General features: G+C 66.1%; 12 protein-coding genes. 3 read left to right on the top strand and 9 right to left on the bottom strand.

Annotated features, from left to right (window positions below):
* Positions 1-53 precede the first annotated feature (53 nt).
* From C8J45_RS01130 to C8J45_RS01140, 3 genes are all read left to right on the top strand, one after another.
* A complete protein-coding gene (locus tag C8J45_RS01130) occupies positions 54-1,079 on the top strand; it encodes an endonuclease/exonuclease/phosphatase family protein (protein ID WP_146168549.1) in 1,026 nt (341 codons plus the stop codon).
* A 152-nt stretch (positions 1,080-1,231) separates the two neighbouring features.
* Positions 1,232-3,352 carry a TonB-dependent receptor gene (locus C8J45_RS01135; RefSeq protein WP_107961557.1) on the top strand — a complete coding sequence of 707 codons (2,121 nt, stop codon included), beginning with the start codon at positions 1,232-1,234 and terminating at the stop codon, positions 3,350-3,352.
* Position 3,353: 1 nt separating this feature from the next.
* Positions 3,354-4,430 carry a PepSY domain-containing protein gene (locus C8J45_RS01140; protein WP_107961558.1) on the top strand — a complete coding sequence of 359 codons (1,077 nt, stop codon included), beginning with the start codon at positions 3,354-3,356 and terminating at the stop codon, positions 4,428-4,430.
* Between the two features lie 56 nt (positions 4,431-4,486).
* Here the strand turns inward: C8J45_RS01140 and C8J45_RS01145 are convergent, their stop codons facing one another.
* The 9 genes from C8J45_RS01145 to C8J45_RS01185 all read right to left on the bottom strand — a co-directional run bounded on the left by C8J45_RS01145 (position 4,487) and on the right by C8J45_RS01185 (position 25,556).
* Entirely contained in the window at positions 4,487-7,240 is a 2,754-nt protein-coding gene (locus C8J45_RS01145; protein ID WP_107961559.1) for a DUF5695 domain-containing protein, read from the bottom strand.
* 591 nt (positions 7,241-7,831) lie between these two features.
* Positions 7,832-8,803, bottom strand: coding sequence for a 2OG-Fe(II) oxygenase (locus tag C8J45_RS01150; protein ID WP_107961560.1), 972 nt, complete (start codon positions 8,801-8,803; stop codon positions 7,832-7,834).
* An 80-nt stretch (positions 8,804-8,883) separates the two neighbouring features.
* Complete coding sequence (locus tag C8J45_RS01155) at positions 8,884-12,090, bottom strand: TonB-dependent receptor domain-containing protein (protein WP_258191214.1); 3,207 nt, start codon at positions 12,088-12,090, stop codon at positions 8,884-8,886.
* Between the two features lie 315 nt (positions 12,091-12,405).
* Positions 12,406-14,319, bottom strand: coding sequence for an alpha-L-fucosidase (locus C8J45_RS01160; RefSeq protein ID WP_107962173.1), 1,914 nt, complete (start codon positions 14,317-14,319; stop codon positions 12,406-12,408).
* A gap of 18 nt (positions 14,320-14,337) precedes the next feature.
* Positions 14,338-16,653 (bottom strand): GH92 family glycosyl hydrolase, encoded by a 2,316-nt coding sequence (locus C8J45_RS01165; protein WP_107961562.1) that lies wholly within the window; start codon positions 16,651-16,653, stop codon positions 14,338-14,340.
* On the bottom strand, positions 16,650-18,080 hold the full coding sequence (locus tag C8J45_RS01170) for a glycoside hydrolase family 125 protein (RefSeq protein WP_181321103.1): 1,431 nt from the start codon (positions 18,078-18,080) through the stop codon (positions 16,650-16,652). The genes C8J45_RS01165 and C8J45_RS01170 overlap by 4 nt, the downstream gene beginning before the upstream one ends.
* A gap of 11 nt (positions 18,081-18,091) precedes the next feature.
* The gene (locus C8J45_RS01175) at positions 18,092-20,626 is read right to left on the bottom strand and encodes a glycoside hydrolase family 3 C-terminal domain-containing protein (RefSeq protein ID WP_107961563.1); all 2,535 of its coding nucleotides are present in this window, start codon (positions 20,624-20,626) and stop codon (positions 18,092-18,094) included.
* Positions 20,623-23,208 carry a glycoside hydrolase family 2 protein gene (locus tag C8J45_RS01180; RefSeq protein ID WP_107961564.1) on the bottom strand — a complete coding sequence of 862 codons (2,586 nt, stop codon included), beginning with the start codon at positions 23,206-23,208 and terminating at the stop codon, positions 20,623-20,625. Before C8J45_RS01180 ends, C8J45_RS01175 begins: the two co-directional genes overlap by 4 nt.
* Complete coding sequence (locus tag C8J45_RS01185) at positions 23,208-25,556, bottom strand: beta-N-acetylhexosaminidase (RefSeq protein ID WP_258191215.1); 2,349 nt, start codon at positions 25,554-25,556, stop codon at positions 23,208-23,210. The genes C8J45_RS01180 and C8J45_RS01185 overlap by 1 nt, the downstream gene beginning before the upstream one ends.
* Positions 25,557-25,740 lie beyond the last annotated feature (184 nt).

A 25,740-nucleotide genomic window follows, 5' to 3' on the forward strand; every position in this document is an offset into this window, starting at 1 on the left:
GCGGATGGCCACCAACGGCGGCGTCTAGTACATAGGAAACAGGGAAAATCAACATGATGGTACGGTATCTCGGTGCAGCACTGGCCGCAGCAGCGTCGATCCACGCCCCTGCGACGGCCGCCGCTTCCGTGGCCCACCCCGTAGCTCGTGACGTGACCCTGATGACCTATAATGTTCATGGCCTGCCGTGGCCGATCGCCGACGATCGGTCGGCGGATCTTACGGCGATCGGCGCCAAGTTGAAGGCGATGCGCGACGCCGGCGATCAGCCCGGCATCGTCGTGTTGCAGGAGGCGTTCGTCGCCAACGCCAAGGCGATCGGCCGCATCGCAGGCTATCGCTACGCCGCGTTCGGCCCCGGCGAGGACGCAGCGCCGGTACCGCGCACCGACGACGGGTTCGTCGCGGACGGCAGCCGCATGGTCGGCGAGCGGCTCGGCAAGCATGTCGACAGCGGCCTCGCGATCTTCTCCGACTATCCGATCCTGGGGGTCCGTCGGATCGCTTATCCGGTCTGCGCCGGCTATGATTGCCTCGCCAACAAGGGCGCGGTCGCGGCGCTGATCGCCGTGCCCGGCGTCGCGACGCCGATCGTCGTGGTCGACACGCACCTGAACAGCAACGGCGCATCTGGCGCGGGATCGCCGCGCGCCACCTACGCCTATCGCCGCCAGCTCGATCTGCTTGCCGGCTTCATCGCCTCGCTTGGCGCTGGCGACCGCCCGATCCTGGTCGCAGGCGACTTCAACGTCGGCCAGGACCTCGCGCGCAGGACGCATTTCGACCTGCGCATGCTGGGCGGCGGCGCGTCGTTGCAGACCGTGGTCGGGGCCTGCCGTATCGCCCCGAAATGCCCGGTCGCAGAGCCCGCGGACATGGCCATTTCGCTCGGCCGCGCGAAGGACTGGATGCTGTACCGTCCATCCTCGACCGTCGGGATTCGTCCGATCGGCCTAGCCGCGCCGTTCGGCCGCGCGGGGGACGGCACGATGCTCTCGGACCACGTCGGTGTATCGGTACGCTACCGGATCGACGGAGGGACGCTGCTTCGTCCGTCCACAGTGATGGCGAGCCGATGATTCCAGCGACGATGCGCCGAACGGACGCCCAAACCCTCCGAAGCGAATGCGAACGATTTGCAATAAAAACTGTATACGGCTAGCTCGCCCGATATTCGGGGGACGACATGCGATACGGACGTTGGAATCTACTGGTGTTGCCTTTGGTCGGCATGACGCTGCCGGCGTGGGCGCAGGATGTGCGTATCGATCCGTCCGCGGCCGACACGCGTGACCGTGCCGACACCGCTTCCGATGATGATCGCCCTGCCGACATCGTCGTCAGCGCGACGCGCAGCATCCTGCCACCGAACGCGCTACCGCTGACGATCGACGTGATCGACCGTGCGGCTCTGGATCAACAGGTCGCGATCGGTGGTTCGGTGGTCGATGCGGTCTCGAACCTGACGCCGTCCTTCTCGCCGACGCGACAGAAGCTGTCGGGCGCGGGTGAGACGTTGCGCGGGCGCTCGCCGCTGTACGCGATCAACGGTATACCGCAGTCGACCCCGCTGCGTGATGGATCCCGCGACGGGTTCACGATCGATCCGTTCTTCATCGAACGGGTCGAGCTGATCTACGGCTCGAACGCGTTGCAGGGGATCGGCGGGACCGGCGGGATCGTCAACCAGGTGACCGTGCAGCCGCCACGGACCGAGGGCCTGTCGGGTCGCGCCCTCGTGCAGGGAACGACCGACACCGGGTTCAACGGCGACGGCAATGGCGGCAAGGTCGCCGCGCTGCTCGCGTGGAAATCGGGGCGTTTCGACGTCATGGCCGGCGGAGCGTACGACAAGCGCGGCGCGTTCTACGACGGGCACGGCAACCGCGTCGGTACCGACCTGACGCAGGGCGAGACGCAGGACTCGCGGAGCTGGTCGGCGTTCGCACGCGCCGGCTATGCCCTGACCGACACCGCACGGGTCGACCTGATCGCCAATCGGTTCGAGTTGAAGGGTGGTGGCAATTATATCGCCAGCACGGGCGATTTCGTCATCAACCGACCGACGACATCGGTGCGGGGCACGCCGCCGGGCGTCCCTGCGACCAACCGGACCGAAAGCATCGCGCTGTCCCTTACCGACCCCGATCTGTGGGGCGGCAACCTCGTGACCCAGGTCTTCTTCAACCGATCGCGCGATACGTTCGGCGGCGAGGTCAATCCGATCGCGACGTTCCAGCTCGTGAAGGGCGGCACGCTGTTCGACCAGTCGCAGAACCGCTCGCGCAAATATGGCGGCAAGTTCAGCTACGAGCGCGCGGTGCCGGGCTTCGAGGCGCTGACCGCGACGCTCGGCTTCGACGCACTGTACGATCGGACCGAGCAACGGCTGATCGCCACCAATCGCGTCTGGGTGCCACCCGCCGATTTCCGCAGCCTCGCGCCGTTCGGGCAGGTCAACCTCGCGCTGTTCGACAAGGTCGTCCGCCTCGCTGGCGGCGCGCGATACGAGAACGTGAAGATCGTCATCGACGATTATACCACGCTGGCCTCCTATGGCAGCCACGCGGTCGCGGGCGGCAGTCCGAGCTTCAGCAAGGCGCTGTTCAACGGCGGCGTCATCGTCGAGCCGATCCCCGGCATTCGCGCCTATGGCAGCTATGCGCAGGGCTTCACCGTACCCGACGTCGGACGCATCTCACGCGCGATCGGCCGCGACGGCGTCGATCTCGACACCTATGTCGACATCGCGCCGATCGTGTCGAACAACCGCGAACTCGGCGTCGAAGTGAAGCGCGGACCGATGAACGCGAGCGCGACCTATTTCTGGTCGACCAGCACGCGCGGACAGGTGCTGGTGTTCGTCGGCGGCGCGTATGAAGCACAACGCCAGCGCGTCGAGATCCAGGGCATCGAGGTGAATCTGGAAGCCCGCATGCCCATCTCAGGGCTGACGCTGTCGACCGGCTTCGCGCATTTGATCGGGCGCACGGATTCGGACGACGACGGCAAGGTCGACATCGACCTCGACGGCGCGAACATCTCGCCCGACCGGCTGAACCTCGCCGCCAGCTATGCGCGCGGCAAGGTGTCGGCACGGTTGCAGCAGCAATTCTTTCTCTCGCGCAAATACGAGGGGTTGCCCGCCGCGAACGATTTCGGCGGGTACAACGTCACCGACGCCAGCGTGCGCTATCAGTTGCCGGTCGGCGCGGTGACGCTGAGCGCGCAGAACATCTTCGACCATTTCTACATCGATTATTACAGCGACACGGTACGCCCGACCGACAACGAGCATTTCTTCGCCGGACGCGGGCGTAATTTCACGCTTGGCTGGGACGTTCGGTTCTAGGATGGCGCTGCTCGATACGCTGCATCGATGGGCTGGCGGTTTTGTCGGGCTGGTCCTCGCCCTGCTTGGGCTGACGGGGGCGATCCTGGTGCACCGCGATGCGTGGATCATGCTCCCACATGCGGGCGACGCGCAGATCCAGAGCACGCATGTCCTCGCCGCGACCACCGAACGGCTGATGAGCAACCCGGAAACGCGACCTCAGAGCGTCACTTTCGCAAACGCCAATCTCGGCCTCGATCGGCTCGATTTCGGCAAGGGGGCAGGGGCGTATACCGAGCAGGCCGGCACGATCGTCAGCCAGTGGCAAACGCAATGGGCACGGCCCGAATTGTGGCTGTTCGACCTGCATCATCACCTGCTTTCGGGCGATACCGGTGAGACGATCATCGGTATCGCTGGCGTGGCGGGGCTGTTCTTCGTGATCACGGGCACGATCCTGTGGTGGCGGACCCGCAAGACGTTCGCGTTTCGCCCGTTGCCCAAGCGGCTCAGCCGGCCGGCGATCGTGCGGCATCACCGCGATCTCGGGATCGTCGCCGCGCCGTTGCTGGTCCTCTCGTTGCTGACGGGGGCGACATTGGTGTTCCGGCCGATCAGTGCGGTGTTCCTGGGGCCGGGCGCACCGGCGACGATCGACACCGCGTTGCAGGCACCGAAAGGGCCGAAGGTCGCGCTCGCCGACCACCTCGACTGGCGGCGCATGATCGTCACGGCGCGCGCGCGCTTTCCCGATGCCGAACTGCGCAGCCTGTCGCTGCCGCGCAAGGAAAGCGGGCTCGTCACGATCCGCATGAAGCGACCGCAGGAATGGCTGCCGAATGGGCGCACGACCTTGTGGTTCGCAGCCGATGACGGCCGTTTGATCGGTGCGCGCGATGCAGCGTCGCTGTCGAATGTCGTGGCCGCGTACAACATCCTGTATCCGCTGCACGCGGCCAAGGTCGGCGGGCTCGGTTACCGCCTCGTGATGACGCTGTCGGGCTTGACGCTCGGTTTGCTTGGCACGTTGAGCGTCTGGAGCTTCTGGTTCAAACGGCCACGTCCGGTGAAGGTGCGTCGGGGCGTTCGACCCTGACGATCGCTACAGGGCCGCGTTTCACGGCAGCCTGCACACCATCGGCGCGATTCCCGTCAGTCCGGCTGAAGGCGAACATCCTTTGCTTCGACGGACAAGGGTATGGTGTATTCGCCCCGCTCCAACGTCGCGCCCGGAAGAGCATAGGAACGTCCTCCCGCCGTCGTCGTTTCGAGCGATAGCCTTGCCGAGGGCGTCGTCGCCGAGGCCGGGCTCAGCGTCAGCCTGACGGCACCGGTGGCCGTGTCATACGCCGCCTTGGCGATCTTGCCGGCGGTCAGCGTGATCCACAGGCCTGCAGGGGCGATGAACAGGCGACAGCGCGCGCCGTCCTTGGGGGCGATCGTCACGACGCTGCCGGCGGTCTGGCTGACGTTGCCGCCGAAGCCCAGCCAGCCGAACGTCGGATCCTTGACGAGATAGCTCGCGGCGGTGACGGCGTGGCCGTAGAATCCCATGCCGTAATCGCCGCTGTACGGATCCCATTTCATCATGTCGGGCGCGGAATGGAACGCCGCCGACGAGAAGCCCTGTCGGTCGATATTGGTGATGCCGCCCATCATACCGCCATACGCGACCCGTAGCAGCCGCAGGTCCGACGGATCGGCCCGGTAAGCGTCGAACAGCGGCAGGGCGTTAAGCGTCGATCCGTAGTGATGGATCTGGCGCTCGATCTGCGGGTATTTGCCGCCGTACAGGAAATCCCAATAGCGACGGGCATTGCCGTTATAGCCCCAGCTGGGGATCGTCGGATCGTACGCCAGGATCACCTGCTTGGTCTCGTCGGCCTGGGGTTGGTATCCGAAATAGCGCATCCACGCATAGACTTCGGGCTGGCCGGTCGAATCCCAGGCCATCTCGCTGCCGAAGGGATAGGTCAGCGTGCGCCAGTGATCCGCGCGGCCCTTCATCAGGCGCTCCATCTCGGTCGCTTCGGTGGTCAGCCCCTCGTGCTTCAGGTCCTTCAGGATGTCGACGAACACGTCGCCCTCCATCAGTCCGAACCGCGTGTAATAGGGCGCATCGCGCATCATTGCGACGGTGGTCTGGTAAGCGTGGTCGAGATACCAACGCCATGGGTGCGCGGTGACCATGCCGGGATGGTTGCGCGCGACGCGGTAGAGCACCCAGTGGCCGATCGCGACGTGCGGGTAATTATACGCGCGGCCGAGGTCGCCGGCGTCCTTCTTCGACCAGGACGTCCAGCTCTTCCAGTTGGTCGCGGCGTCGTAATAGCCGGGATGTGCCGCAGGATCGTAATAAAAGATGCTCTTGCGGACTGCGCCCGCATGCTCGCCGTCGGGCACCTGAAGCCGGCCTTGAACGGTCTCGTCGACCAGCCGCTGGAGCTTGGCGACCTCCGCTGCGTCGGGATTGTCGAGTTGCTTGGCCATCGCCGCGACCCAGCTGCCGCCGCCGCCTTCGTCGCTCATGCCCGAAATCCACACGCGCGGATCCTGCGTGACGATCTTGTCGGCTTCCCGATCATAGGTGAGGATCGCGGGGTTGCGGCCGAACGGGTCGGCCTTGTTCTCATACCATTGCCGGGTGGTCGAAAACCGTCCGAGGTCCGCCATCGTCTGGTCGAGGGGCTTGGTAATGAAATAGCTGACGGTCTGGACGCTGCCATCGGCATAGGTGATGGCCAGGCTCGCGCGGCCCCAGCCGCTGCTGCGCACCGCATAGCGCGCCCATTCCTTGGCTCCCGCCACCCTGGACGCGGTCAGCGCACCGGCGGGCAGGCTCTCGACCTTGGCGATGCGTTGCGGCGTGCGGAGGAACAGCGACGCCTCCTGATCGGTCGGCACCACGTAACCGGGAATGCCCACCGCGACGGGGCGCTTGTTGGCGACCAGCGTATCCTCGATCGCGGCGATCGACGGCGACGTGACGAAGCGCACGCCGATCGTGCGGCTCGTGCCCGGCGCCATCGTGAAGCTGGTGGGCGTGTTCCACTGCTCGCCGGCCTTGGCCCATTCCTTGTCCGCGAAACCCTTGCTGGCGATCGTCCAGTCGTAGAACCCCTCCGACGTCTGCCCGCGCGGGCTGCGATCGGTGAAGACGTCGGTTTCACCAGAGCGGCGCGCTTCCATGATCGGGCGATAGGCCTCGAGCGGGGTTCCCTTTTCGGGGAGCACCAGCAGGGCAGGGCCCTTGCCGTTCAGCCGCGTGACCTGGAGATAGCCGGCATCGCGGCCGATATAGGGGTCGACGAAACTCGCTTGCGCATGCGCCTGTTCGAGGTTGCGGTCTGAAATGATGTTGTCGAAGATCATCGGCAGGCCGAGCCCGCCGATCTCGACCGGCTGCGTGCCGGTGTTGGTCAGCGTGAAGCGCAGCGCGAGCACGCCGTGGTCGTTGACCCAGCACCGCTCGACCCTGATCGGACTGGCACCCAGCGATGCGGTGATGTCGGCTGCGGCCAGCACCGATCCGGTCGCGGGCAGGCGCCGGATCGGCTGGCGCCGGTGTGCGGAGGCGAAGTCGGTCCAGGCGCCGCCAGGCGTGCGCAGGCGAAGGTTGATGTCGCCGATATGGACATAGCCGTCGCCGGCCCGCTCGGCTTCGCGCGCGCCGGGGGTGAAATCGAACGCGGCATCGTCGGTCGGCGACAACCGCGACAGCGTCTGCGTGTCTGACCGCAGCGCCAGATCGAAGCTCGGCGTGCGGATCGGCGTCTCGGCGATCGGCGGGTAGACCCGCTTGGCCAGTTGCTGCTCCTGCGCGAGCGCGGCCCGGGGCGTCGGGATCGCCAGCGACGTACCAGCCATCAGCAGGGCGGCAGCGGTAAAGCGGCAGAAGCGCGTCATGATCGGGCTCGGTGTATTGGAGTGGTAGGAGCGGGGGTAAATGCCTCGACGGCACGAGCCGTGCCCGGTGCAATGCAAAGCAATTCCGTCGCTGGTGCAGGGCGATAAACGCCGGTGACGTCGGGCCGCATCACCATGTCGCGATACGATTGCCCACGCAGAATTGACCTGGATGTCGTCCGTCGGAACCTTGAGCCGTAAGGACGCCGACCCGTACCGCGTTCGTCGGTCATCACGAAGATCGCGCCAATCTGACGGTGCTTTCCCTGTCAGCCATCACCCGCCGCTTCTGTCGGCTGTCACGTCGATCGTGGTCGGTTCGGTATGGACTTTGCCGATCACCGGAAGCCTCCAAGGATTGTGCGAGCGCCTCGTCGTGCTGCGTCGACGTACGCTCAAACTGCCCACGGCAAAGACAGGCGTCAACAAAAATTATACAGTATATTATATGGGTTCGATCACACGGATCGACGGATGCGCTTTGAGGGCACCGCTACCAAGCCTGCTTGGTATTAGCTATCGCAGGCGTGCCGCAGAGGTGATCAGCTCTCCAAATGCGCCGCGCGAATTGGGTTGAGCCGGCAAGGACGATCAACCGATCGTCCATGGATCGATCTGAGCCGCCCGAATCCACCGTGTCGCCAACCATTTGACGCCGTGCATGATAGGCAGCCCGGCGTGACGGCAGAGCGGGTCCGGCTTTCCGTCCGCGGTCAGGTTGATGAAAACGATGGCATCGCCGCCGCGTGGGGTGACCGTCAGGCCGGCTGCGGGAAAATGCGTTTCGCCGCCGCCATAGCCTTCGTTGAGATAGATTAACGCGGTTGCCAGGCGCTGGTTCGGGGCGCCCTGAATGGTGTCCAGGTGCAGCCGATATTGCTGGCCTGGTCGATAGCGCAGCACCGTCAGCGGCTCGCCCTGATCGATGGTGGTGCCACTTGCGACCGCTATCCGCTGGTTCAATGCGCGTATGACGAGATTTTCGCGGGGAGGTCCGATCGCGGCGCCGTCTGAGGTCCGGATAGGATGGGCAATCCAGCGCCCGGTACGCGGATCGATGACGCGCGCGGGTTCCAGCATGGGACCTGCAACGCCCGCGACATGCGCGCACTCGGCCGGCGTGAACAGCCGCGGAAATCGTACGATGGCAGGTTTGATGCTAAGACTTTCGCGCGCGGGTGCGCGGCAGGGAAAGCCGTTCTCGTCGATGTCCATCGCATCCAGCAGCGCCAATTGCTGTGCCGCGATCGGATCAGCCGTTGCCGCGGCCCGCAGCAAGGACACGGCCGTCGGCCAGTTCGGTATGCCGCCGCTGCCGTTGGCGGTCAGGGCAATTTCCATGAGCGCGGCGTCGACATGGCCGATCGTCACGGCTCGTCGCAACAGGGTTCGCGCGATTACGAGATCACGCGGTATCGGATGGCCGGCGAGGTACCAGACGGCGAGTTGCATCGCGGCATCGGCATCGCCCGCCTCGGCTGCTCGAGACAGCAGCGTCACGCCATCGGCAACCGCGCCAGCGGCGACGAGATCATGAGCCTGCGCGACGGCGGTTTTCGGCATCGTCGATCTCTATCAGTCTTTTCGGACAAAGAAAAAGGGCCGGGATAGTCCCGACCCTTTCTCCAAACCGTTCTACGGTATCAGAACTTGGCCGTTACGCCGACGTAACCGAACCGGCCACGATTGTCGTAAATGCCGCTGTTCGCGGTTATCCCGGTCAGGCCGTAAGGTGGAAGCCTGTTGCTGATATTGTTGACGCCGAAATACGCGTTGAAGCGCTCCGAGACGTCCACGCTTGCGCGGATGTCATGGTAGGTGACGGCCGGATATTTCTCGATCGTCGCATAGTCCGTGTTCTGCGGAGGCTGGCCGTTGAGGGCGTTATAGTCCTCGAACGTGTTGAGGTACATCTTGTCGATCCAGCGCACCGAATAGCCGAAGCTTACCTTGCCGATCTTCACGTCTGCAGCGATATTGAACTGGTCCGAAGGATCGCCGAGTTCGCCGGTAAGTGTGTTCTTGAAGTTCGCGTCCGCAGGATTGGTATAGTTGTCGCGCTGGATCACGTGCGTCCAGATACCACGAGCAGAAACCTCGCCCCAGCCGAACCGGTGGTTATAGTTGATGTTCGTATCGATGCCGGTCGCCTTCTGCTTGGCGAAGTTGGCGGTCGACTGGAGCAGCGAGCCCTCGAGAACGCGGAACGGGATTTCCCCGCGTGCACCGCCACCCGCACCTGCACGCTGGAACAGCCCGCAGAACGGATTGTTGAGCGTCGGCGAATCGTAGCACAGGTTGAGGATCTGTTGTGCCGAGACAGCCGAGATCACCTTGTCGACGGTGATGTTGTAATAGTCGGTCGAGATCGACAGGCCAGGCAGGAAGCGAGGCTCGAAGACACCGCCGAAGGTGTAGGACTTCGAGGTCTCTGCTTGGAGGTTGGGGTTGCCGCCGCTGACGATCTCAAGCGACGACGTGTAGACATAGTCATACCCGGCTGGTGCACCCTGTGCAGCACAGTTCGCGGCGCGTGTGGCCGAGCCCGTGCCGATGTTGCGGGCAGAGCAGGGATCGTTCGGTGCCGGCGTGAAGTTCTGGCTCTGCGCGGAATAAAGGTCGCCCAGATACGGCGCACGCACCGACTTGGCGTAGGACCCACGCATCATCAGGTCACGCACCGGCCGCCAGTTCACGCCACCGCCATAGGCATAGACGGTGCCGACCGCGCCCTTGTAATCTGCAACACGACCCGAGCCGTTGATCGTCAGTTCCTGCAACAGCGGGACATTCTTGACCAACGGGATCGAGATTTCACCGAACGCTTCCTTCACTTCGAAGGCTGGCGAACGGAACGACGGGATGGCGTTGTAGAACGCGTATCCAGCCTGCGTGGTCGGGTCCAGATCATAGGACAGCGTCTCCCGGCGATACTCGCCACCGAGCGAGAACGCGATCGGGCCGCCCGGCAGCTCGAACAGCTGGCTGAGATCGCCCGACATGTAGCCGGTACCCTGGAACTGCGTCGCCTTGCCGGTCGCAACGGTCGAAACGGTCAGATACTGCCTTGCAGCCTGACTGATCGAGCCGTCGCCGAACGGGTTGAGCGGAACGCACGCCGCAACATCGGCTGCGAGAACCGCTGCGTTGCCGGCCCTGTCGGTGCCAGCGTAACGCGAGTCGACCTGCGAACGGCAGACGATCTGGCCCGCTGCATTTCGAGCGGTGTCGTTGGCGAGCAGGAAGCGCTGACGATTGATGTTGCCCTGAATGACGTTCCGCTCGCGGTGCTCGCCGTAGTTGCCGGACAGTTCGTAATGCCAATCGCTGTTGAAATCGCCGCGGATACCGCCGACGAGACGGTAGGTTTCACGACGGATGTTCTCGTCGCGGATACCGAGATCGACATAGTTGCGGCGCGAGGAGAAGCGGTACGTTCCCGCCGCGATCTGTGCCAGCGATGCATTGCGCAAGGCGATGCCCGCGGGCGTCGTGCCGAACGCCGCGCCCGTGTTGGGATTGACCCCGGAGTTCACGGCGGCGGTCAGCTGCGATGTAAGCGTCGCGCGTGCGCTGGTGGAAAGATAGGGGTTGTCGAGGCGGATGCCCTCGCGGTTGACCGGACCGTTGCCGGTCGGGTTGGTCAGCACGTACGAGCGATCGTTCAATCCGGCGATGGGAATTGCGTCCGCCAGGGTCTGGCCCTGCGAGAAGAACGGTCCGCTCTGCGAGCCGCGTGCCTCGGACCGGACGTACTTGGCTTCGATGAACGGAACGAAGGCAGGGCTGACTTCGAAATGGCCGATGAGGTTGGCCGCGTACCGGTTGAGTTCCGGCGACAATACGAGCAACCGGCCTTCGCGTCCGGTATAACCGTTACCACCCGTGAAGCTGCCGTTCGGGCCAAGACCGAGGCGCGTGCCCGTCTGTGGAGCGAGTGCGCCGCCCGGCTGAAACAGATACCCACAGGTGAACGAACTACCCGCCGAATCCACGCCGCACGGTGCGGTCGCAGTGTTGGCATAGCGGATGCCGACTTGTCCGCCGGTCGAGATCGTCGTGGAGCGGATGTCACGCACGAAGATGCGATCGGGAATGCTGTCCGATCCGTTCACCGAGCCGGCCGGATCGGTGTCGACAACGACGAATCCGTCGTTCTGACGCAGGTTGGGACGACCCGACGCATAGTAATCCTGCTGATGCGCGTATTCGAGATTGACCGCGATATTGCCGCGTCCATCGGCAAAGTTCTTGCCGGCTACCGCCGACAGATACTGATTGCCCGCATCGCCATACTTGCTGATGCCGGTCTGGCCGTGAAGGTCCAGACCGTCATAATGGTCCTTCAGGATGAAGTTCACGACGCCCGCGATCGCGTCCGAACCGTAAACGGCGGAGCTGCCGCCCGTCACGATATCGACCTTTTCGATGAGATCGGTCGGAAACGTGTTGATGTCCGGGCTGTTGCCGTTGTTGATGATTTCTGCCGATACGTGGCGTCGGCCGTTCACGAGCACGAGTGTGCGCGCGGTGCCGAGGCCGCGAAGATCGATGAGGTTCAGGCCGCGAACGCCGAGGCCGCTCGTCGAGTTCTGCGAGCCGACCGTGCTGCGCAGCTGCGGCAGATCGTTGAGAACGTCGCCGACCGAAACGCGGCCCGCCGAGAAGATATCGGCTGCGCTGATCGTCGTGATCGGGTTGGGGGATTCATCGTTGGCGCGACGAATGCGCGATCCGGTGACGAGGATCTCCTCGGCTCCGGAGGCGGCCTGCGCCGTATCGGCGGGCTCGGATCCATCGGCATTCACCGGGGGCGAGTTTGCATTCGGAACGTCCTGCGCTGCCGCCATGCTCGGCAGTAGCGCCAGCGCGCCAACAATCGCCGTTGCGCCTAAAAGGCGAGATAAAATCATGAGAACCCCCGTTTTTTGGCATATATGCCTTGGTGTTTTCACGCTGACGATGCGGGGCCGCTCGCGCAATCGGTTTATTACGCTAGCATGAACGGCACGTAATTTTTGTCTGTTACGTGTGACCGGTATGCAACAATCTGTAATATATACTGACACTTGGTAACGGTACCGGCCCGTAACGACAGCAGGGGATCGCAATCGCGGATATCGTCGCCCCCGCGGTACGTTCGGACGGCCACCCGAAGGCGGTTGTCATCCTCTTCTGCGGAAGACGGCCAGTCCTGCAATGGCGAGCCGCAGCGCTGGAACGGCCGTTTCTGCGAACGACCAGCGCACCAGGCGCGCGACCACGGGCTTGGCGAAGGCAGTGCGTTGCGCGGCGAGCGCATAGGCGATGTTGGGCAACTCGCCGCTGGCGATCTCGCGCCACGTCTTGCCATCGACGCTGACTTCGATGCGGTAGGCTTTGGGGGGAGCCGTCTGCGCCATGACTGCGCGCGACGGGGTCAGGACGAACCCGGCAAGCGTTTCGGTGGTGCCCAGGTCGACCGTGACAGATGCGGGTGCGTCTGGCGTGGGGGCGGGGATCACCCAGGAGGTGGCGGTATCGTCGTCCAGCATCGCTTCCGCGCCCGGTGCCGAAGCGGTGACGATAGACCACCGCGCGGAAGACACGATGCCGGTATCGGCCATGACCACTGGAGCGACGGGAGCGGGTGCGACCTGACGGAAGAGTGCGACTTCGCTGATCGCGGGGCAGGCGGTGCCTTCGAGGATGCGCAGGCGGAGGCGGCGGGGGGCGATCGGCGTGTCCAGACGAACGATGCGTTGCGGGCCGATGCCTGAATGCTCGGCGAGCTTGCGCCATTGTCCGTCGATCTCGGCGTCGATCGCGAACCGGGTCACGCGGATGCCGAGCGGGAGATATTCGCGGAGGCGGATGAGGTCGAACGCGCGGCCCGGCGGGAGGTCGAGCGTCAGTGTCGGTGTGGTGATGGCGTCAGGCGTCGACCAATAGGTGTCGCGGTTGCCGTCGAGTACCGTGCTGGCCGCATAGGTCTTCCCGCGGACGTGGCTGGCCGATGCGACCGCACCTTTGGCAAGATCGGTGGCGAACGTCGCGGCCTGCGCCGTGCCGAACGACTTCAGCGTCTCGACGTCGATGTCGGCGAGGCGGCCGCGACGATCGGGCGGCAGGTTGAGGTTGAGGTTGGTGCCGCGGCCGACCGACTCGTCGTGCAGCTTGATCAGGCGGGCGGGCGTCTTGACCTTCGAATCCTCGTCGGCGTGATAGAACCAGCCGGGACGGATCGAGACGTCGGTCTCCGCTGGCCACCAGAGCGGCGCGCCGCGCACGCCCGAATTGCCCTCGGACTGGACATAGGGATGGTTCGGCATGGTCGGCCAGCACGGATCGCCGGCGACGCCGTCCTCGTTCCCGACCCAGCGCAGGTCCGCGCCGAGCGGGTCGAAGGTGCAGGCCATCGGCTGATGCTCGTGGACCAGCGCGACGATCGACGGCCAGTTATAGTATTTCGGCGCGTCGATCTTCCGCGCGTCGCGCGCGCCGCCATAATAGCCGTCGCCGCCGTTCGCGCCATCGAACCAGAATTCGAACAGCGTGCCGTATCGCGTGCAGAGTTCGACCACCTGCTTGCGGAAATACTCGACATAGGCGGGACGGCCATATTCGGCGTGGTTGCGATCCCAGGGCGAGAGATACAGGCCGAAATCGAGCCCGGCACGACGGGTGGCGCGTTCCATCTCGCCAACGATGTCGCCCTTGCCGTCCTTGTAGGGGCTGTTGCGGATGCAGTGTTCGGTCAGCATCGTCGGCCAGAGGCAGAAGCCGTCATGATGCTTGGCGGTCAGGATGATGCCGCGCATGCCGCCCGCCTTGGCCGCGGCGACGATCTGGTCGGGCGAGAAGTCCGACGGGTCGAAGAGCTTCGGATCCTCGTCGCCATAGCCCCATTCGCGATCGGTGAAGGTGTTGATCGAGAAATGGACGAAGGCGTATTGCTCGCGCGCGTGCCAGGCGAGTTGACGCTTCGAGGGCGTCGCACCCCAAGGTTTCGGCGCGGCGTCGCGACCTGCGCCGATCGCGGGCGTGGCGGTAGCGGCTAGACCCGAGGCGAGCAGCAGGCGGCGGGAAACTTCGGTCATCATCGTCTCCGGGAGGTATCAGGCAGCGGGCTGGCCGAACGAGGGCGGTCGGTCGGCGAGCTTGGCGCCGAATGCGCGGTTCGGCGTCGCGGACATCGTGAAGCGGAGCGTGCCGCCGGCCGCGAGATCGGCGTGCGATATCCAGCTTTTCGTCCACGGTTTGCCGTTCCACCGGACCGCCGCGACGTAGGGCGTGTCGGCGCGGTTGCCGGGGGCGTCGATCACCAGTCGGCGACCGTTGCCGACCGACACTTCGGCGCGCGTGAACAAGGGCGAGCCGAACACATACACCGCCTCGACCGGATCGACCGGATAGAAGCCGAGCGCCGAGAACACGAACCACGCACTCATCTGGCCGCAGTCGTCGTTGCCGATGATCCCGTCAGGATCGTTGCGGTACATCTCAGTGCACAGCCGCCGGACCATCGCCTGCGTCTTCCACGCCGCGCCGACATAGGCATAGAGATAGGCGGCATGCTGATCGGGCTCGTTGCCGTGCGCATATTGGCCGACCAGCCCGGCAATGTCCGGCGGTGCGTTCGCCGGCAGCGTCGAGGGTGCCGCGAACAGCGTATCGAGCTTGCTCTCGAACGCGGAAGCGCCGCCGAAATGCGCGATCTGGCCGTGGATGTCGTGCTGGTTGAGGAAGGTCGCCTGCCAGCCATTCGCCTCGGTATAATCGCGCCACCAGGGTTTGGGCATATGACCGAGTTGGATCGGGTCATAGGGCTTCCACCAGGAGCCGTCGGCAAACCGCGGGCGTGCGAAACCGATACTGGCATCCAGTACGTTCTTCCAGTTGTGCGACCTTTTCAGCAGTCTGGCGGCGTCTTCGGTCGCGCCGGCCGCGCGTGCCAGATGCGACGAGGCCCAATCGTCATACGCATATTCCTGCGTGCGGCTGACGCTCTCGAAGACCTTGTCCGCGGGGACGTAGCCAAGGCGGTCGTAAAGGTCGCGGCCCAGGCTGTTGTCCAGGTCGGGCGCGGCAAAGTCGAAGCTGCGGCGGCGGATCGCGGGCCAGGCGGCGGCATAGTCGGCGGGAATACCCTTTGCCTGCGCCTCGGCGAGCGGGACGACGCCGTGCCAGCCGATCATCGTGCCGGTCTCCTTGCCCTGGAGCGGCCAGACCAGCGGGCCGTAGCGCGACTGGATGGTCTGCCGGATCAGGTCGTCAACCAGGCTCTTGGTCCGCGCCGGCTGGATCAGTGCAAGCAGGGGGTGCAGCGCACGATACGTGTCCCATAGCGACCAGCTGCTGTACGCGGCGCCTCCCTTCGGCACGACATGCACCGCGCCGTCCATCCCGACATAGCGGCCATCGACGTCCGAAAAGAGCGTCGGCGCCAGCTGCGCATGGTACAGCGCGGACGCCATGATGGTGCGCTGGTCGTCGGTGCCGCCCTGCACGCGAACCTTGTCGAGCGCCTCGACCCAGCGCGTGGTGGCGGCGGCCCGGATGCGGTCGAAATCCCAGTGCGGTGCCTCCGCCGAGAGGTTCGCGCGTGCGCCGGCGATGTCGACGCCCGAGATGCCGCAGCGGATCAGCACCGGCGCGGCACCGGCATCGTCATAGTGCAGCGCGACCTTGAGCCGCTTGCCCTTCACCCCGGTGGTGCCTGCGGGCTGTGCGGTATCGCCGTCGCCGTAGAACATGATCCGGTCGGGCCTGCGCGAGAACTGCATCGCGAAATGGATACGGCGTCCCTTGGCCCAGCGGAACACCCGCCGGCTGCCGATCAGCGTACCGTCGGCGTCGATCGCCAGCGATGCCTCGTCGACCAGCGGTTGCGTGTCGGAGGTGTCGAGGATCAGATGCGACAGATCGACCAGGATATGCCCTGATCCCTTGGGAAAGCTGTGGCGGTGCCAGCCGGTGCGATCGGTCACGGTCAGTTCGGCGCGCACCCCCGATTCGAGCGAGACGCGGTAGTAGCCGGGCTCGGCATGTTCGTCGGTGAAGCGCTGGCGGTATCCGGCGTCGGGATCGTCGAGCGGGCCGGGTATCAGCTTCACTGGGCCAGTGGTCGGCACGACCAGGATGTCGAGCATGTCTCCGATCCCGGTGCCGGACAAATGCGTGTGGCTGAACCCCATGATCGACGTGTCGGTGCGATGATAGCCCGAGCACGCATCCCAGCGCTCGACGTCGGTATCGGGGCTAAGCTGAACCATCCCGGACGGCAATGTCGCGCCCGGATAGGTATGGCCGTGCCCGCCGGTGCCGATGAACAGGTTCGCGCGGGTCTCGGGTGCAGGTTTCGCAGCCGGCAAAGTGGTGGCGATCAAGCCGAGCGAGGCACTGCCGAGCAGGGTGCGGCGGGTCAGGATCATAAGGCGTTACTCAGCAAAGCGGGGCGGGTATCGGCGAGACGGACGATCAGCTCCCCGAACAGCCCGTTGGCCCAGGCGAACCAGGAGCGCGTGAACTTGGCGGGATCGTCCTTGTCGAACGCCTCGTGGATGAAGCCGGTGTCGGCATCGGTGTCGCGCAGCATCCGCAGGCAAGCGCGGACGGTCGCATCGTCGGCGCCCGCCAGCGCACGGACGATCAGCGACATCGGCCAGATCTGGCCGAGCCCGACATGCGGTCCACCGATCCCCTCGGCCTTGGTGCCCTTGAAGAAATACGGGTTGGCGTCGCTCCAGGCGGCTTGCGCGGTGCGGCGCCAGAGCGGATCGGTAGCGGGGACGCAGCCCATGTACGCCAACGCGGAAAGCGACGGCACGTTGGCGTCGTCCATGAAGACCGCGTTGCCGAAGCCGTCGACCTCGTATGCCCAGACCTCGCTGCCGTCGCGCAGGCGCATTCGGCCGTGCGCGACGAGCGCCGCCTCGACTTCGGCGGCCAGCGCGGTCGCATCGGCGGCGAGCGCGGTGTCGTGGCGCGCTTCGTTCGCGACGACCGCGAGTTCACGCAGAGTGGTGACCGCGAAGAGGTTGGACGGGATCAGATACGGATAGACGCAGGCATCGTCCGAGGGGCGGAAGCCGCACTGGATCAGGCCGTTGGGCTTGGCGGGATTGCCCCAGCCTTCGAGCGCCATCGTCTCGGTGTTGCGGTTCGAGGATCGCAGGAAGCTGTAGGGGCCGCGGCCATCCTTGCGCTGTTGCTCGCGGTAGGTGCGGATGCTCGCGCGCGCGGCCTCGGCCCAGGTCGCGTCGAACGGGGTCGCGTCATGCGTCGCCTGCCAATAGCCATAAGCGAGGCGCATCGGATAGCAGAGCGAGTCGATCTCCCATTTGCGCTCCGCGACGCCGGGTTTCATCTCGGTCTGGTCCTTGAGGGCCCAGCTGAGGTTGGTCTTCGCGGTCGGGCTTTCCATGAACGCATTGGCGTAGGGGTCGATCAGGATCGAGCGCGACTGGCGTGCGATAAGCCCGCGGAAGAGCGTGCGCAGGGCAGGATCTTCGCGGACGAGATGGAGATAGGGGCGAAGCTGCGCGGAGCTATCGCGGAGCCAGAGGCAGGGGATGTCGCCGGTGATGACGAACGCATCGGGCGCGCCGCCGACCGTCGACATGCGGACGGTCGTGTCGAGCGTGTTCGGGTAGCAGTTGCCGAACATCCAGCGCAGCTTCGGGTCGCCGATCCGGGCCGAGACGCGCGCGATCTCGCGCTCGACTGAGCGGCTGGTGAAGTTGCGGTCGGCGAGCGCGGGGCGCTTGCTGGGGAGCGACGGGCGGGCGGCGAAGGCGGGTGTGCCGACGAGCGCGAGGCCCCCGGCGACGCCGCCCGCCATGACGGTGCGGCGGTCCATGGTCGACGCGCTCACTTGGGCAGTTCCACCGTCGCGCCGGTGATCGTCAGGTCGCTCCACTGGCCCGCGCCGTCGCCGGGCTGGCCGCCGCCGATATAGAGGCGGTAGGCGCCGGGGACGATCGTCCGCGTGCCGTCGCGCGCGACGCTGCTCATCGATCGCGGATCGATCGTGATCGGCACGGTGCGCGACTGGCCGGGCTTCAGCGCGACGCGGCCGAATCCGACGAGCTGGCGCTGGAGGACGGGTGTGGTCGGGCCGCCGGCCTTGGCGGCGGGTGCGACGAGGTAGGCCTGGACGACTTCTTCACCGGCGCGATTGCCGGCGTTCGACAGCTTGGCGGTGACGGTGAGCGGCTGTCCGGCGGCGACGCTGAGCGCGGGCTTGGTCGCGGCGTAGGCGAAGTTGGTGTAGCTCAGGCCGTGGCCAAAGCCCCAGAGCGGCGTGCCGGTGAAGTAGCGGTAGGTGCGCTCCTTCATTGTGTAGTCGGTGAACGCGGGCAGGCCGCCGGTGGTCTTGTAGAAGGTGACGGGCAGGCGGCCCGACGGGTTGTTGAGCCCTGCCAGCGTCTCGGCGATCGCGGTGCCGCCGGCTTGTCCTGGATACCAGGCGGCGAGGATCGCGTCGGCCGATGCCGGATCGACCGCGACCGCGCTGCCGCTGGTGAGGACGAGGACTACGGGCTTGCCGGTGGCCTTCAGTGCTTCGAGCAGGCGGACCTGCGCTGGAGGCAGGCCGATGTCGGTGCGGTCGCCGCCGACGAAGCCGGGGACGCTGACCGAGAGGGCTTCGCCTTCGAGATCGGGCGACAGGCCCATCACCGCGACCACGACATCGGCGTCACGAGCGGTGGCGACGGCTTGGTCGAGCAATGGCTGCGCAGGGGGGCTCCAGAGCAGGCGGACGCCTTCATCGTCGCTGCGGTGATCGAGTTCGAGGCGGAACGGGACGGGCTTGCCGTCGCTGGTCAGCGTGACCTCGACGCGGCCCTTCTTGACCTCGCCGGCCGAGAGCTGGCGGTCGCCGATCCAGAGCCGGACCGCGTCGTGCGTCGAGCAATCCTTCCAGCAGGCGGGGACGTCGACCACCAGCGGATAGGTGCCGGCGGCGGGGGGCGTGAAGGTCCCGGTCCAGCGTACGCCGAACGTCTTGGCGAGGCCGGGCGCGGGGCTCGCGCGGTTGTGGTCGATGTCGATGTGGCGATCGGTGCGGGTCAGGGTCGGCGCGCCGACGCCCGCCTGCGCGGCGAAATACTCGGTCTTCAGGCCGCCGGCGAAAACGGTCTCGGGGACGGGCACGGCGGCACCGTCGGCGAGCGACGAGCCTTGCGCATAGCGGACGTTGGCGGCGCCGAACTGCTTGCGGATGCCCTCCAGCGGGGTGACGGGGGCGACCGCGGTGCCGTGGTAATTGCCCTGCAGCACGCCGAGATCGTCGGCGTCCGCGCCGATCACCGCGATACGGCTACCGGGCTTCAACGGCAGGCGGTTGGCGTCGTTCTTGAGCAGGACGATCGATTTCCGCGCGGCGTCGAGTGCCAGCGCGCGGTGGGCGGGGGTGTCGACCTGGTCTGTGCCGATGCTGCGCCACGGATTGCCCGCGCCGAACACGGTGCCGAGTGCGCGGCGGGCTTCGAGCGAACGGATCAGCGCGGTGTCGACCTCGGCTTCGGTGACGAGGCCTTGGCGGACCGCGGCGGGGAGGGCGGCGTAGGCGCTGCCGCAATTGAGATCGGTGCCGCCTCGGATCGCGGCGGCGGCGGCGCCTGCGGCGTCGAGGCGGTAGTGGTGGTAGAGGCTGATGTTCGACACCGCGTCGCAGTCCGACACGGTGAAGCCCTTGAACCCCCAGTCGCGCCGCAGCCGGTCGTTCATCAACGCCGATGACGCGCAGGCCGGGACGCCGTGGATCGAGTTGTAGGCGCACATCAACGACTGCGCCTTGCCCTCCGTGACGGCGAGCCGGAATGCGGGGAAGTAGGTCGCCTCCAGGTCGTAGGGGCTGGGATCGACGTCGAAGCTGTCGCGCCCGGCTTCGGGGCCGCTGTGCACCGCGAAGTGCTTGGGGGTGGCGATGACCTTGGGGTGGAGCGGGTCTGGGCCCTGCAACCCGCCGATGAAGGCGACGCCGAGGCGACCGGTGAGGTACGGGTCCTCGCCGTAGGTTTCCTGGCCGCGGCCCCAGCGTGGATCGCGGAATATGTTGATGTTGGGCGACCAGATCGTCAACCCTTCGTAGATCTTGCGGTTAGCGCCGACGTTCTGCGCATTGAAGCGCGCGCGCGCCTCGGTCGCGACGACGTCGCCGATCTTCGCGACCAGCGTGGTATCCCAAGTCGCGGCCATGCCGATCGCCTGTGGGAAGACGGTGGCGTGGCCATTGCGCGCGAGGCCGTGGAGACCTTCGTTCCACCAGTCGTACGCGGGCAGCCCGGCCTTCGGATCGGCGGGGACGGTGCTCTGCAACTGCGCCGCTTTCTGTTCGAGCGACATTTGCGCGACGGCAGTCGCGACGGGATCGGCGGAGGCGAGCAGGAGCCAGATCATCGGGCGAGGGTCCTCAAAGTAAGCGCCTTGCGCAACGTGGCGGCGGGGGCGTCGGAGACGACATGGATGGTGACGCTCTCGCCCGGCAGCAGGTCGAAGCCGTCGTCGGAGGGCTGGGCGGCGACCGCGCCGAAATCGAGCATCACCGTGCGGGCCAGGTTGGTCGCGGTGATCTTGACGTCGTTGCCGGTCCAGCGAACACTGAGCCCGGGGTCGGGATACGCCATGTCCTTGGGCAAGGCGCGTTCGATGATCGCCCGGCTCGTGCCGCCGTTATCGAGCTGGAGATCGGCGACCGCATAGCTGGCGGTTGGCGGGGCAGCACCGAACAGCGCGTCGTCGGACAGCGTCGCGACCAGTCTCGACGAGAGCGGCTCGAGCATCAGCGCGGCGGTGGTGTCCTTCAACACCTTGCCGTCCATCGTCATCGTCCGCACCCGCCAGCGTGAATCGACCAGCGTCGTCGCGTCGGAGATCAGCGAGATACGCGTCGCGCCGTCCTTCCGCTCGGCGACGATCGCTTGCGGCGCGAAGAACCGCCGGGCGGCGTAGTTGAGCAGCTTCCACCGGCCGGCATGGTCGATGCTAGCCCAGCTGATCGAGGGCCAGACGTCGTTGAGCTGCCAGTAGAGCGAACCCATCGTCACTGGGCGACAGGCGCGGTGATGGGAGGCGGCGATGCGGATCGCCTCGGCCTGGTTGACCTGCGTAAGGTAGACGAGATCGGCGAAGTCGCGCGCGGGTCGCAACCGATCGCGCAGGTACATCATCAGGCGCTCGTTGCCTTCGCCCGCCAGGAACTTCTGGTGCGCCTTCATCACCGGGCTGTCCGCCGTGAGCGTGCCCTTGCCGGCGAATTCGCGGATCGTCGACAGGTCCGGCATCGACTGGAAGCCGTATTCGGACATGAAGCGTGGGCAGCTGTCGAGATAGTTCTCGACCGGCTTGGAGCCCGACCAGACGTCCCAGAAATGGCGGTCGCCGTCCTTGTCGGTGTCGACGGGGCCCTCGTAATTGGTCGAGGGCGAGCCTGGCCAATAGGGCGTGCCGGGGGCGTTGCGCGTCACGGCTTCGCGCAGCACGCGGTCGAACAGCACGGCCATGCCGGCGCCGATGCGCTCCTGCTCGTCGGCACCGACCGCCTTCTTGAACGCCTTCCGGTCGGACCAGTTTTCCCAGCCCGACAGCACCTCGTTGCCGCCGGCCCACAGCACGACGGAGGGATGCGATCCGATCCGCGCGACCTGTTCCTCGGCCTCGATCCGGACGTTCTCGCGGAAGGCGGCGTCGGGCGGCGTGACGCTGCCGCCGAACATGAAGTCCTGCCACACCATCAGTCCCATCCGGTCGGCGATGTCGTAGAACGCGTCGTCGAGATACGTTCCGCCGCCCCAGATGCGAACCATGTTCATGTTGGCGTCGCGCGCGCCCTTCAGGATCGTTTCCATATAGGCGGGCGTGACGCGCGCCGGGAAACTGTCGAACGGGATGACGTTCGCGCCCTTGGCGAAGATCGGCGTGCCGTTGACCTTGAACCCGAAACTGCCGTCCTTGCGGATCAGCTCGACCGTGCGCAGGCCGATCCGCTTGGTCACGCTGTCCTCGGGCGTCGGCTCCGCGCCGCCCAGCGATGCGGTGACGGTGTAGAGCGGCTGCGCGCCATAGCCGACCGGCTGCCAGCGCTTGGGATCGGCGATCGCCAGCGGGATCGAGACCGGGTTGTTGCCCTTGACGAGCGTCACCGTCCGGTCGACCGAGACGGTCTTGCCGTCCGGCCCGGTGACCGCGGCGCGGATCGTCGCGACGCCGGGCGTCTCGACGTCGATGTCGAGCTTGGCGGACAGCCGTGCTTCGGTCGGCGTCAGCGCCTCCTGGTCGACGCGAAGAGTGTCGATCCGCGCGTCGTCCCAGATCTCCAGCCGGACCGGCCGCCAGATGCCGGTGTTGACGATGCGGGGACCCCAGTCCCAGCCGTAATTGTATTTGGGTTTGCGGATATAGGGCGAGGTCTGCTTGCCCTTGGGCTCGTCGCCGAACGCGCTGTCATATTCGCCTGGCAACGGGTTCTTCTCGGCGAGCACCATCGGCTGGAGCGTGCGGATCGGCGAGGCGATCGTCACCAGCACCTCGTTGCGGCCGACCTTCAGCGCGGGCTGTGCATCCACGCGCCAGCGCCGGTGCGCGTTGTCGGTGGTCAGCAGCACCGTGCCGTTGACGCTGACCGTCGCGAACGTGTCGAGCCCGTCGAACACGAGGTCGAGGTGATTGCGCTGCATCATCGCCGGGGTGACGTCGACCACGCGGCGAAACTGCCATTTGGTCAGCCCCGCCCACTGGATCGCCGCCTCGTTGGTGCCCTTGAACGGATCGGGCACGCGGTGCGCCGCGATCAGGTCTTGCTGCACCGATCCGGGGACGGCCGCCGGCAGCCACTTGGCCTCAAGCTTGTGCGCGGCAATCGCGGCGGTGTCGGTCGGATCGATCCGCACCTGCCACGCGCCGTCGAGCGGCACGACGGTCTTGGGCGAGGCGAGCGCGGGCGTGGCGAGCGCAATCAGGGGGAGGACGAACCAGCGACGCATCAGCGTGTCTCCGACAACTGCATCCGCTCGACCGCGTAGAACGGATCGGACGTCGGCGAGGTGAACTGGAGGCAGATATCGCGGTCGCCGGTCATCGCGGGCAATTTACCCTTCACGCTGAACCGCGTCGGGGCGGACTTCGGATCGGGCAGCGGGAAGGTGCCTGCGACTACCGGTTTCGCGTCCTTGATAGTGCAGCCGACCAGTACGATCAGCTCGCCGTGCGGGGTGACGTTGTAATGCTGGCGGACCGCCTTGAAGTCGTGCGCGAGGCCGTAGTGACGCGGCAGGCGCGCGATATCGATCGTGAAGCTGTGGGCGACGTCCATCGGTGCCTCGGGGTACGCGGTGCAGGTGTCGAACAGGTTGATGTTGAATACCGGTGCGTTCGCCTGCGCCTCCGACGTCAGCGGTACGCGCAGGCCGAGCGCGCCCTTCGGACAGGCGATCATGTCGGAGGCGGTGCGGTTCAGCAGCGCCTGGCGGCCGGTGTCGAACAGGCGCGGTTCGGCGGTCGGCTGGCCGCTTGCGTCGAACGCGGCGGCGCGGATCTGCACGCCGGGTTTCAGCGACAGGGGCGCGGTGTAGGCGTTGGAGCGCGCCGTCGGGGTCTTGCCGTCGAGCGTGTAGCGGATCGCGCCATAGCCAGCCTGCGTGGCGAGCACGACCTTCGCGCGGTTGGTCCGCAGCGCATCGCCGCGCGTGCCGTCCAGCGTATAGCCGACCGCGAACGCACTGTCCGCGACTTCCAGCCCCGATTTGCGCCAGCGCCGGATCTGCGGCTGGACGCGGTCGAGGAAGCTTGCATAGTCGCGCTTGTCCTTACCCGACCAGGTGATCTCGGCAAGCGCTGCGGCACGCGGGAAGATCAGGTGCTGCATCTGGTAGGGCGTGACGATGTACTCGGCCCATGAATTGCCCTGCGCGCCGAGGACGTGGTGCGCCTTGTCCGGGGCGATCCCCGCGGGCATCGGCTCGTATTTATACACGTCGGCGAGCGTCTGGATCGAGAGGCGGCCGGGCGGTTCGTCGCGGCGGTCGCTTTGCAGGCTGTCGAAATAGAGGATCGGCGCAGGGGTCAGCACGACGTCGTGGCCCTGGTTGGCGGCGTCCACCGCGCCCTTCTCGCCGCGCCACGACATCACCGAGGCCGACGGTGGCAGGCCGCCCTCGAGGATCTCGTCCCAGCCGATCAGGCGGCGCTTCTTGCTCGCGAGATATTCGCCGAACTGGTCGATCATCCAGCTTTGCAGGCCGTTCTCGTCCTTGATGCCGAGCTTGGCCATCTGCGCCTGGACCTCGGGGCTGCGTTCCCACTGGTCCTTGACCGCCTCGTCGCCGCCGAGATGGATATAGGTGCCGGGAAACACCGCCATCACTTCGTCGAGGACTGTCTTGACGAAGGCGATGCCCTTGGGCGCGGGGTTGAAGAGATAGGGGTTCACGCCCCATTCGTTGCTGACCTGCGGCGTGTCGCCGATCACGCCGAGCTCGGGATAGGCCGCGACGAGGGCCTGTGCGTGGCCGGGCAGGTCGATCTCCGGGACGATGACGATGCTGCGTTCGGCGGCGTAGGCGACCAGTTTGCGCAGTTCGTCCTGCGTGTAGAAGCCGCCGACACGCGTACCGGGTTTCTCGCCGGTCGACGGCCCGGTGCGGACGCTGCCGATCTCGGTGAGCTTCGGATACGCCTTCACCTCGAACCGCCAGCCCTGGTCGTCGGTAAGGTGCAGGTGCAGCGTGTTGAGCTTCACCGACGCCATCTGGTCGACGATCGCGTAGATCGACGGCAGCGACTGGAAGTGTCGCGCGGTATCGACCATCAGCCCGCGCCAGGCGAAGCGGGGGGCGTCGTCGATCGTCGTCGCGGCGATCCGGACCGGCTGGCCGAACGCGTGATCGGGGCTGGCGAGCTGCGCCAGCGTCATCGCGCCGTAGAGCAACCCGGCATCGCCCGACGCCGCGATCTTCACGCCCGTTGCGTCGCCCGATCCGACAACCGTGAGGCGGTACGCTTCCGCGCCCTTGATCGAGGGATCGCGGACGAAGCGGATCGCGCCGCTCGGCGAGGTCTGGAGAGCAAGGCCGCGCTCGGTCTTCACATGGGCGATCAACAGGCGGGCAGCGGCGGCGGCACCCGTGTCGGTCGGGTCGGCGGTGATGCCGGTGCCGTTCGCGATCGTGAAGCTGCCGGCGGCAGGCGTAACTTGCGACGGTTGCGGGACCAGCGGTGCGCGGGCCTGCGCATTCGCCTCGGCCGAGGTGAGCGCGGCGGCGCAGACGGCAAACGGAAGCATCGTCGACGCGACGAGCAAGCGCCCGAGATTACGGTTCGCGGCTGCACGCATGTTGACTGCTCCCTGTATCGGCTCCTGATGGCCGCTGGTTGAGGAATGTAACCAATATAGGTCCATACACAACCCCGTGATTTGCGCCCTTATCGGGCCGGCGGCTTTGGGATTGTTTCGTGAGGACGGTTGGGAACGTACCAATATGGCCCTTGGATTTAGTCTGGTTGCCGAGCACGCGGTC

Origin of the sequence: Sphingomonas sp. PP-CE-3G-477 (assembly GCF_003050745.1) — a bacterium.
Taxonomy (GTDB): Bacteria; Pseudomonadota; Alphaproteobacteria; order Sphingomonadales; family Sphingomonadaceae; genus Sphingomonas.

Excerpts from the sequence above, each read along its gene's own strand:
- C8J45_RS01130 (WP_146168549.1), top strand. The coding sequence starts at position 54 with ATGATGGTACGGTATCTCGGTGCAGCACTGGCCGCAGCAGCGTCGATC.
- C8J45_RS01135 (WP_107961557.1), top strand. The coding sequence starts at position 1,232 with ATGACGCTGCCGGCGTGGGCGCAGGATGTGCGTATCGATCCGTCCGCG.
- C8J45_RS01140 (WP_107961558.1), top strand. The coding sequence starts at position 3,354 with ATGGCGCTGCTCGATACGCTGCATCGATGGGCTGGCGGTTTTGTCGGG.
- C8J45_RS01145 (WP_107961559.1), bottom strand. The coding sequence starts at position 7,240 with ATGACGCGCTTCTGCCGCTTTACCGCTGCCGCCCTGCTGATGGCTGGT.
- C8J45_RS01150 (WP_107961560.1), bottom strand. The coding sequence starts at position 8,803 with ATGCCGAAAACCGCCGTCGCGCAGGCTCATGATCTCGTCGCCGCTGGC.
- C8J45_RS01155 (WP_258191214.1), bottom strand. The coding sequence starts at position 12,090 with ATGGCGGCAGCGCAGGACGTTCCGAATGCAAACTCGCCCCCGGTGAAT.
- C8J45_RS01160 (WP_107962173.1), bottom strand. The coding sequence starts at position 14,319 with ATGACCGAAGTTTCCCGCCGCCTGCTGCTCGCCTCGGGTCTAGCCGCT.
- C8J45_RS01165 (WP_107961562.1), bottom strand. The coding sequence starts at position 16,653 with ATGATCCTGACCCGCCGCACCCTGCTCGGCAGTGCCTCGCTCGGCTTG.
- C8J45_RS01170 (WP_181321103.1), bottom strand. The coding sequence starts at position 18,080 with ATGGACCGCCGCACCGTCATGGCGGGCGGCGTCGCCGGGGGCCTCGCG.
- C8J45_RS01175 (WP_107961563.1), bottom strand. The coding sequence starts at position 20,626 with ATGATCTGGCTCCTGCTCGCCTCCGCCGATCCCGTCGCGACTGCCGTC.
- C8J45_RS01180 (WP_107961564.1), bottom strand. The coding sequence starts at position 23,208 with ATGCGTCGCTGGTTCGTCCTCCCCCTGATTGCGCTCGCCACGCCCGCG.
- C8J45_RS01185 (WP_258191215.1), bottom strand. The coding sequence starts at position 25,556 with ATGCGTGCAGCCGCGAACCGTAATCTCGGGCGCTTGCTCGTCGCGTCG.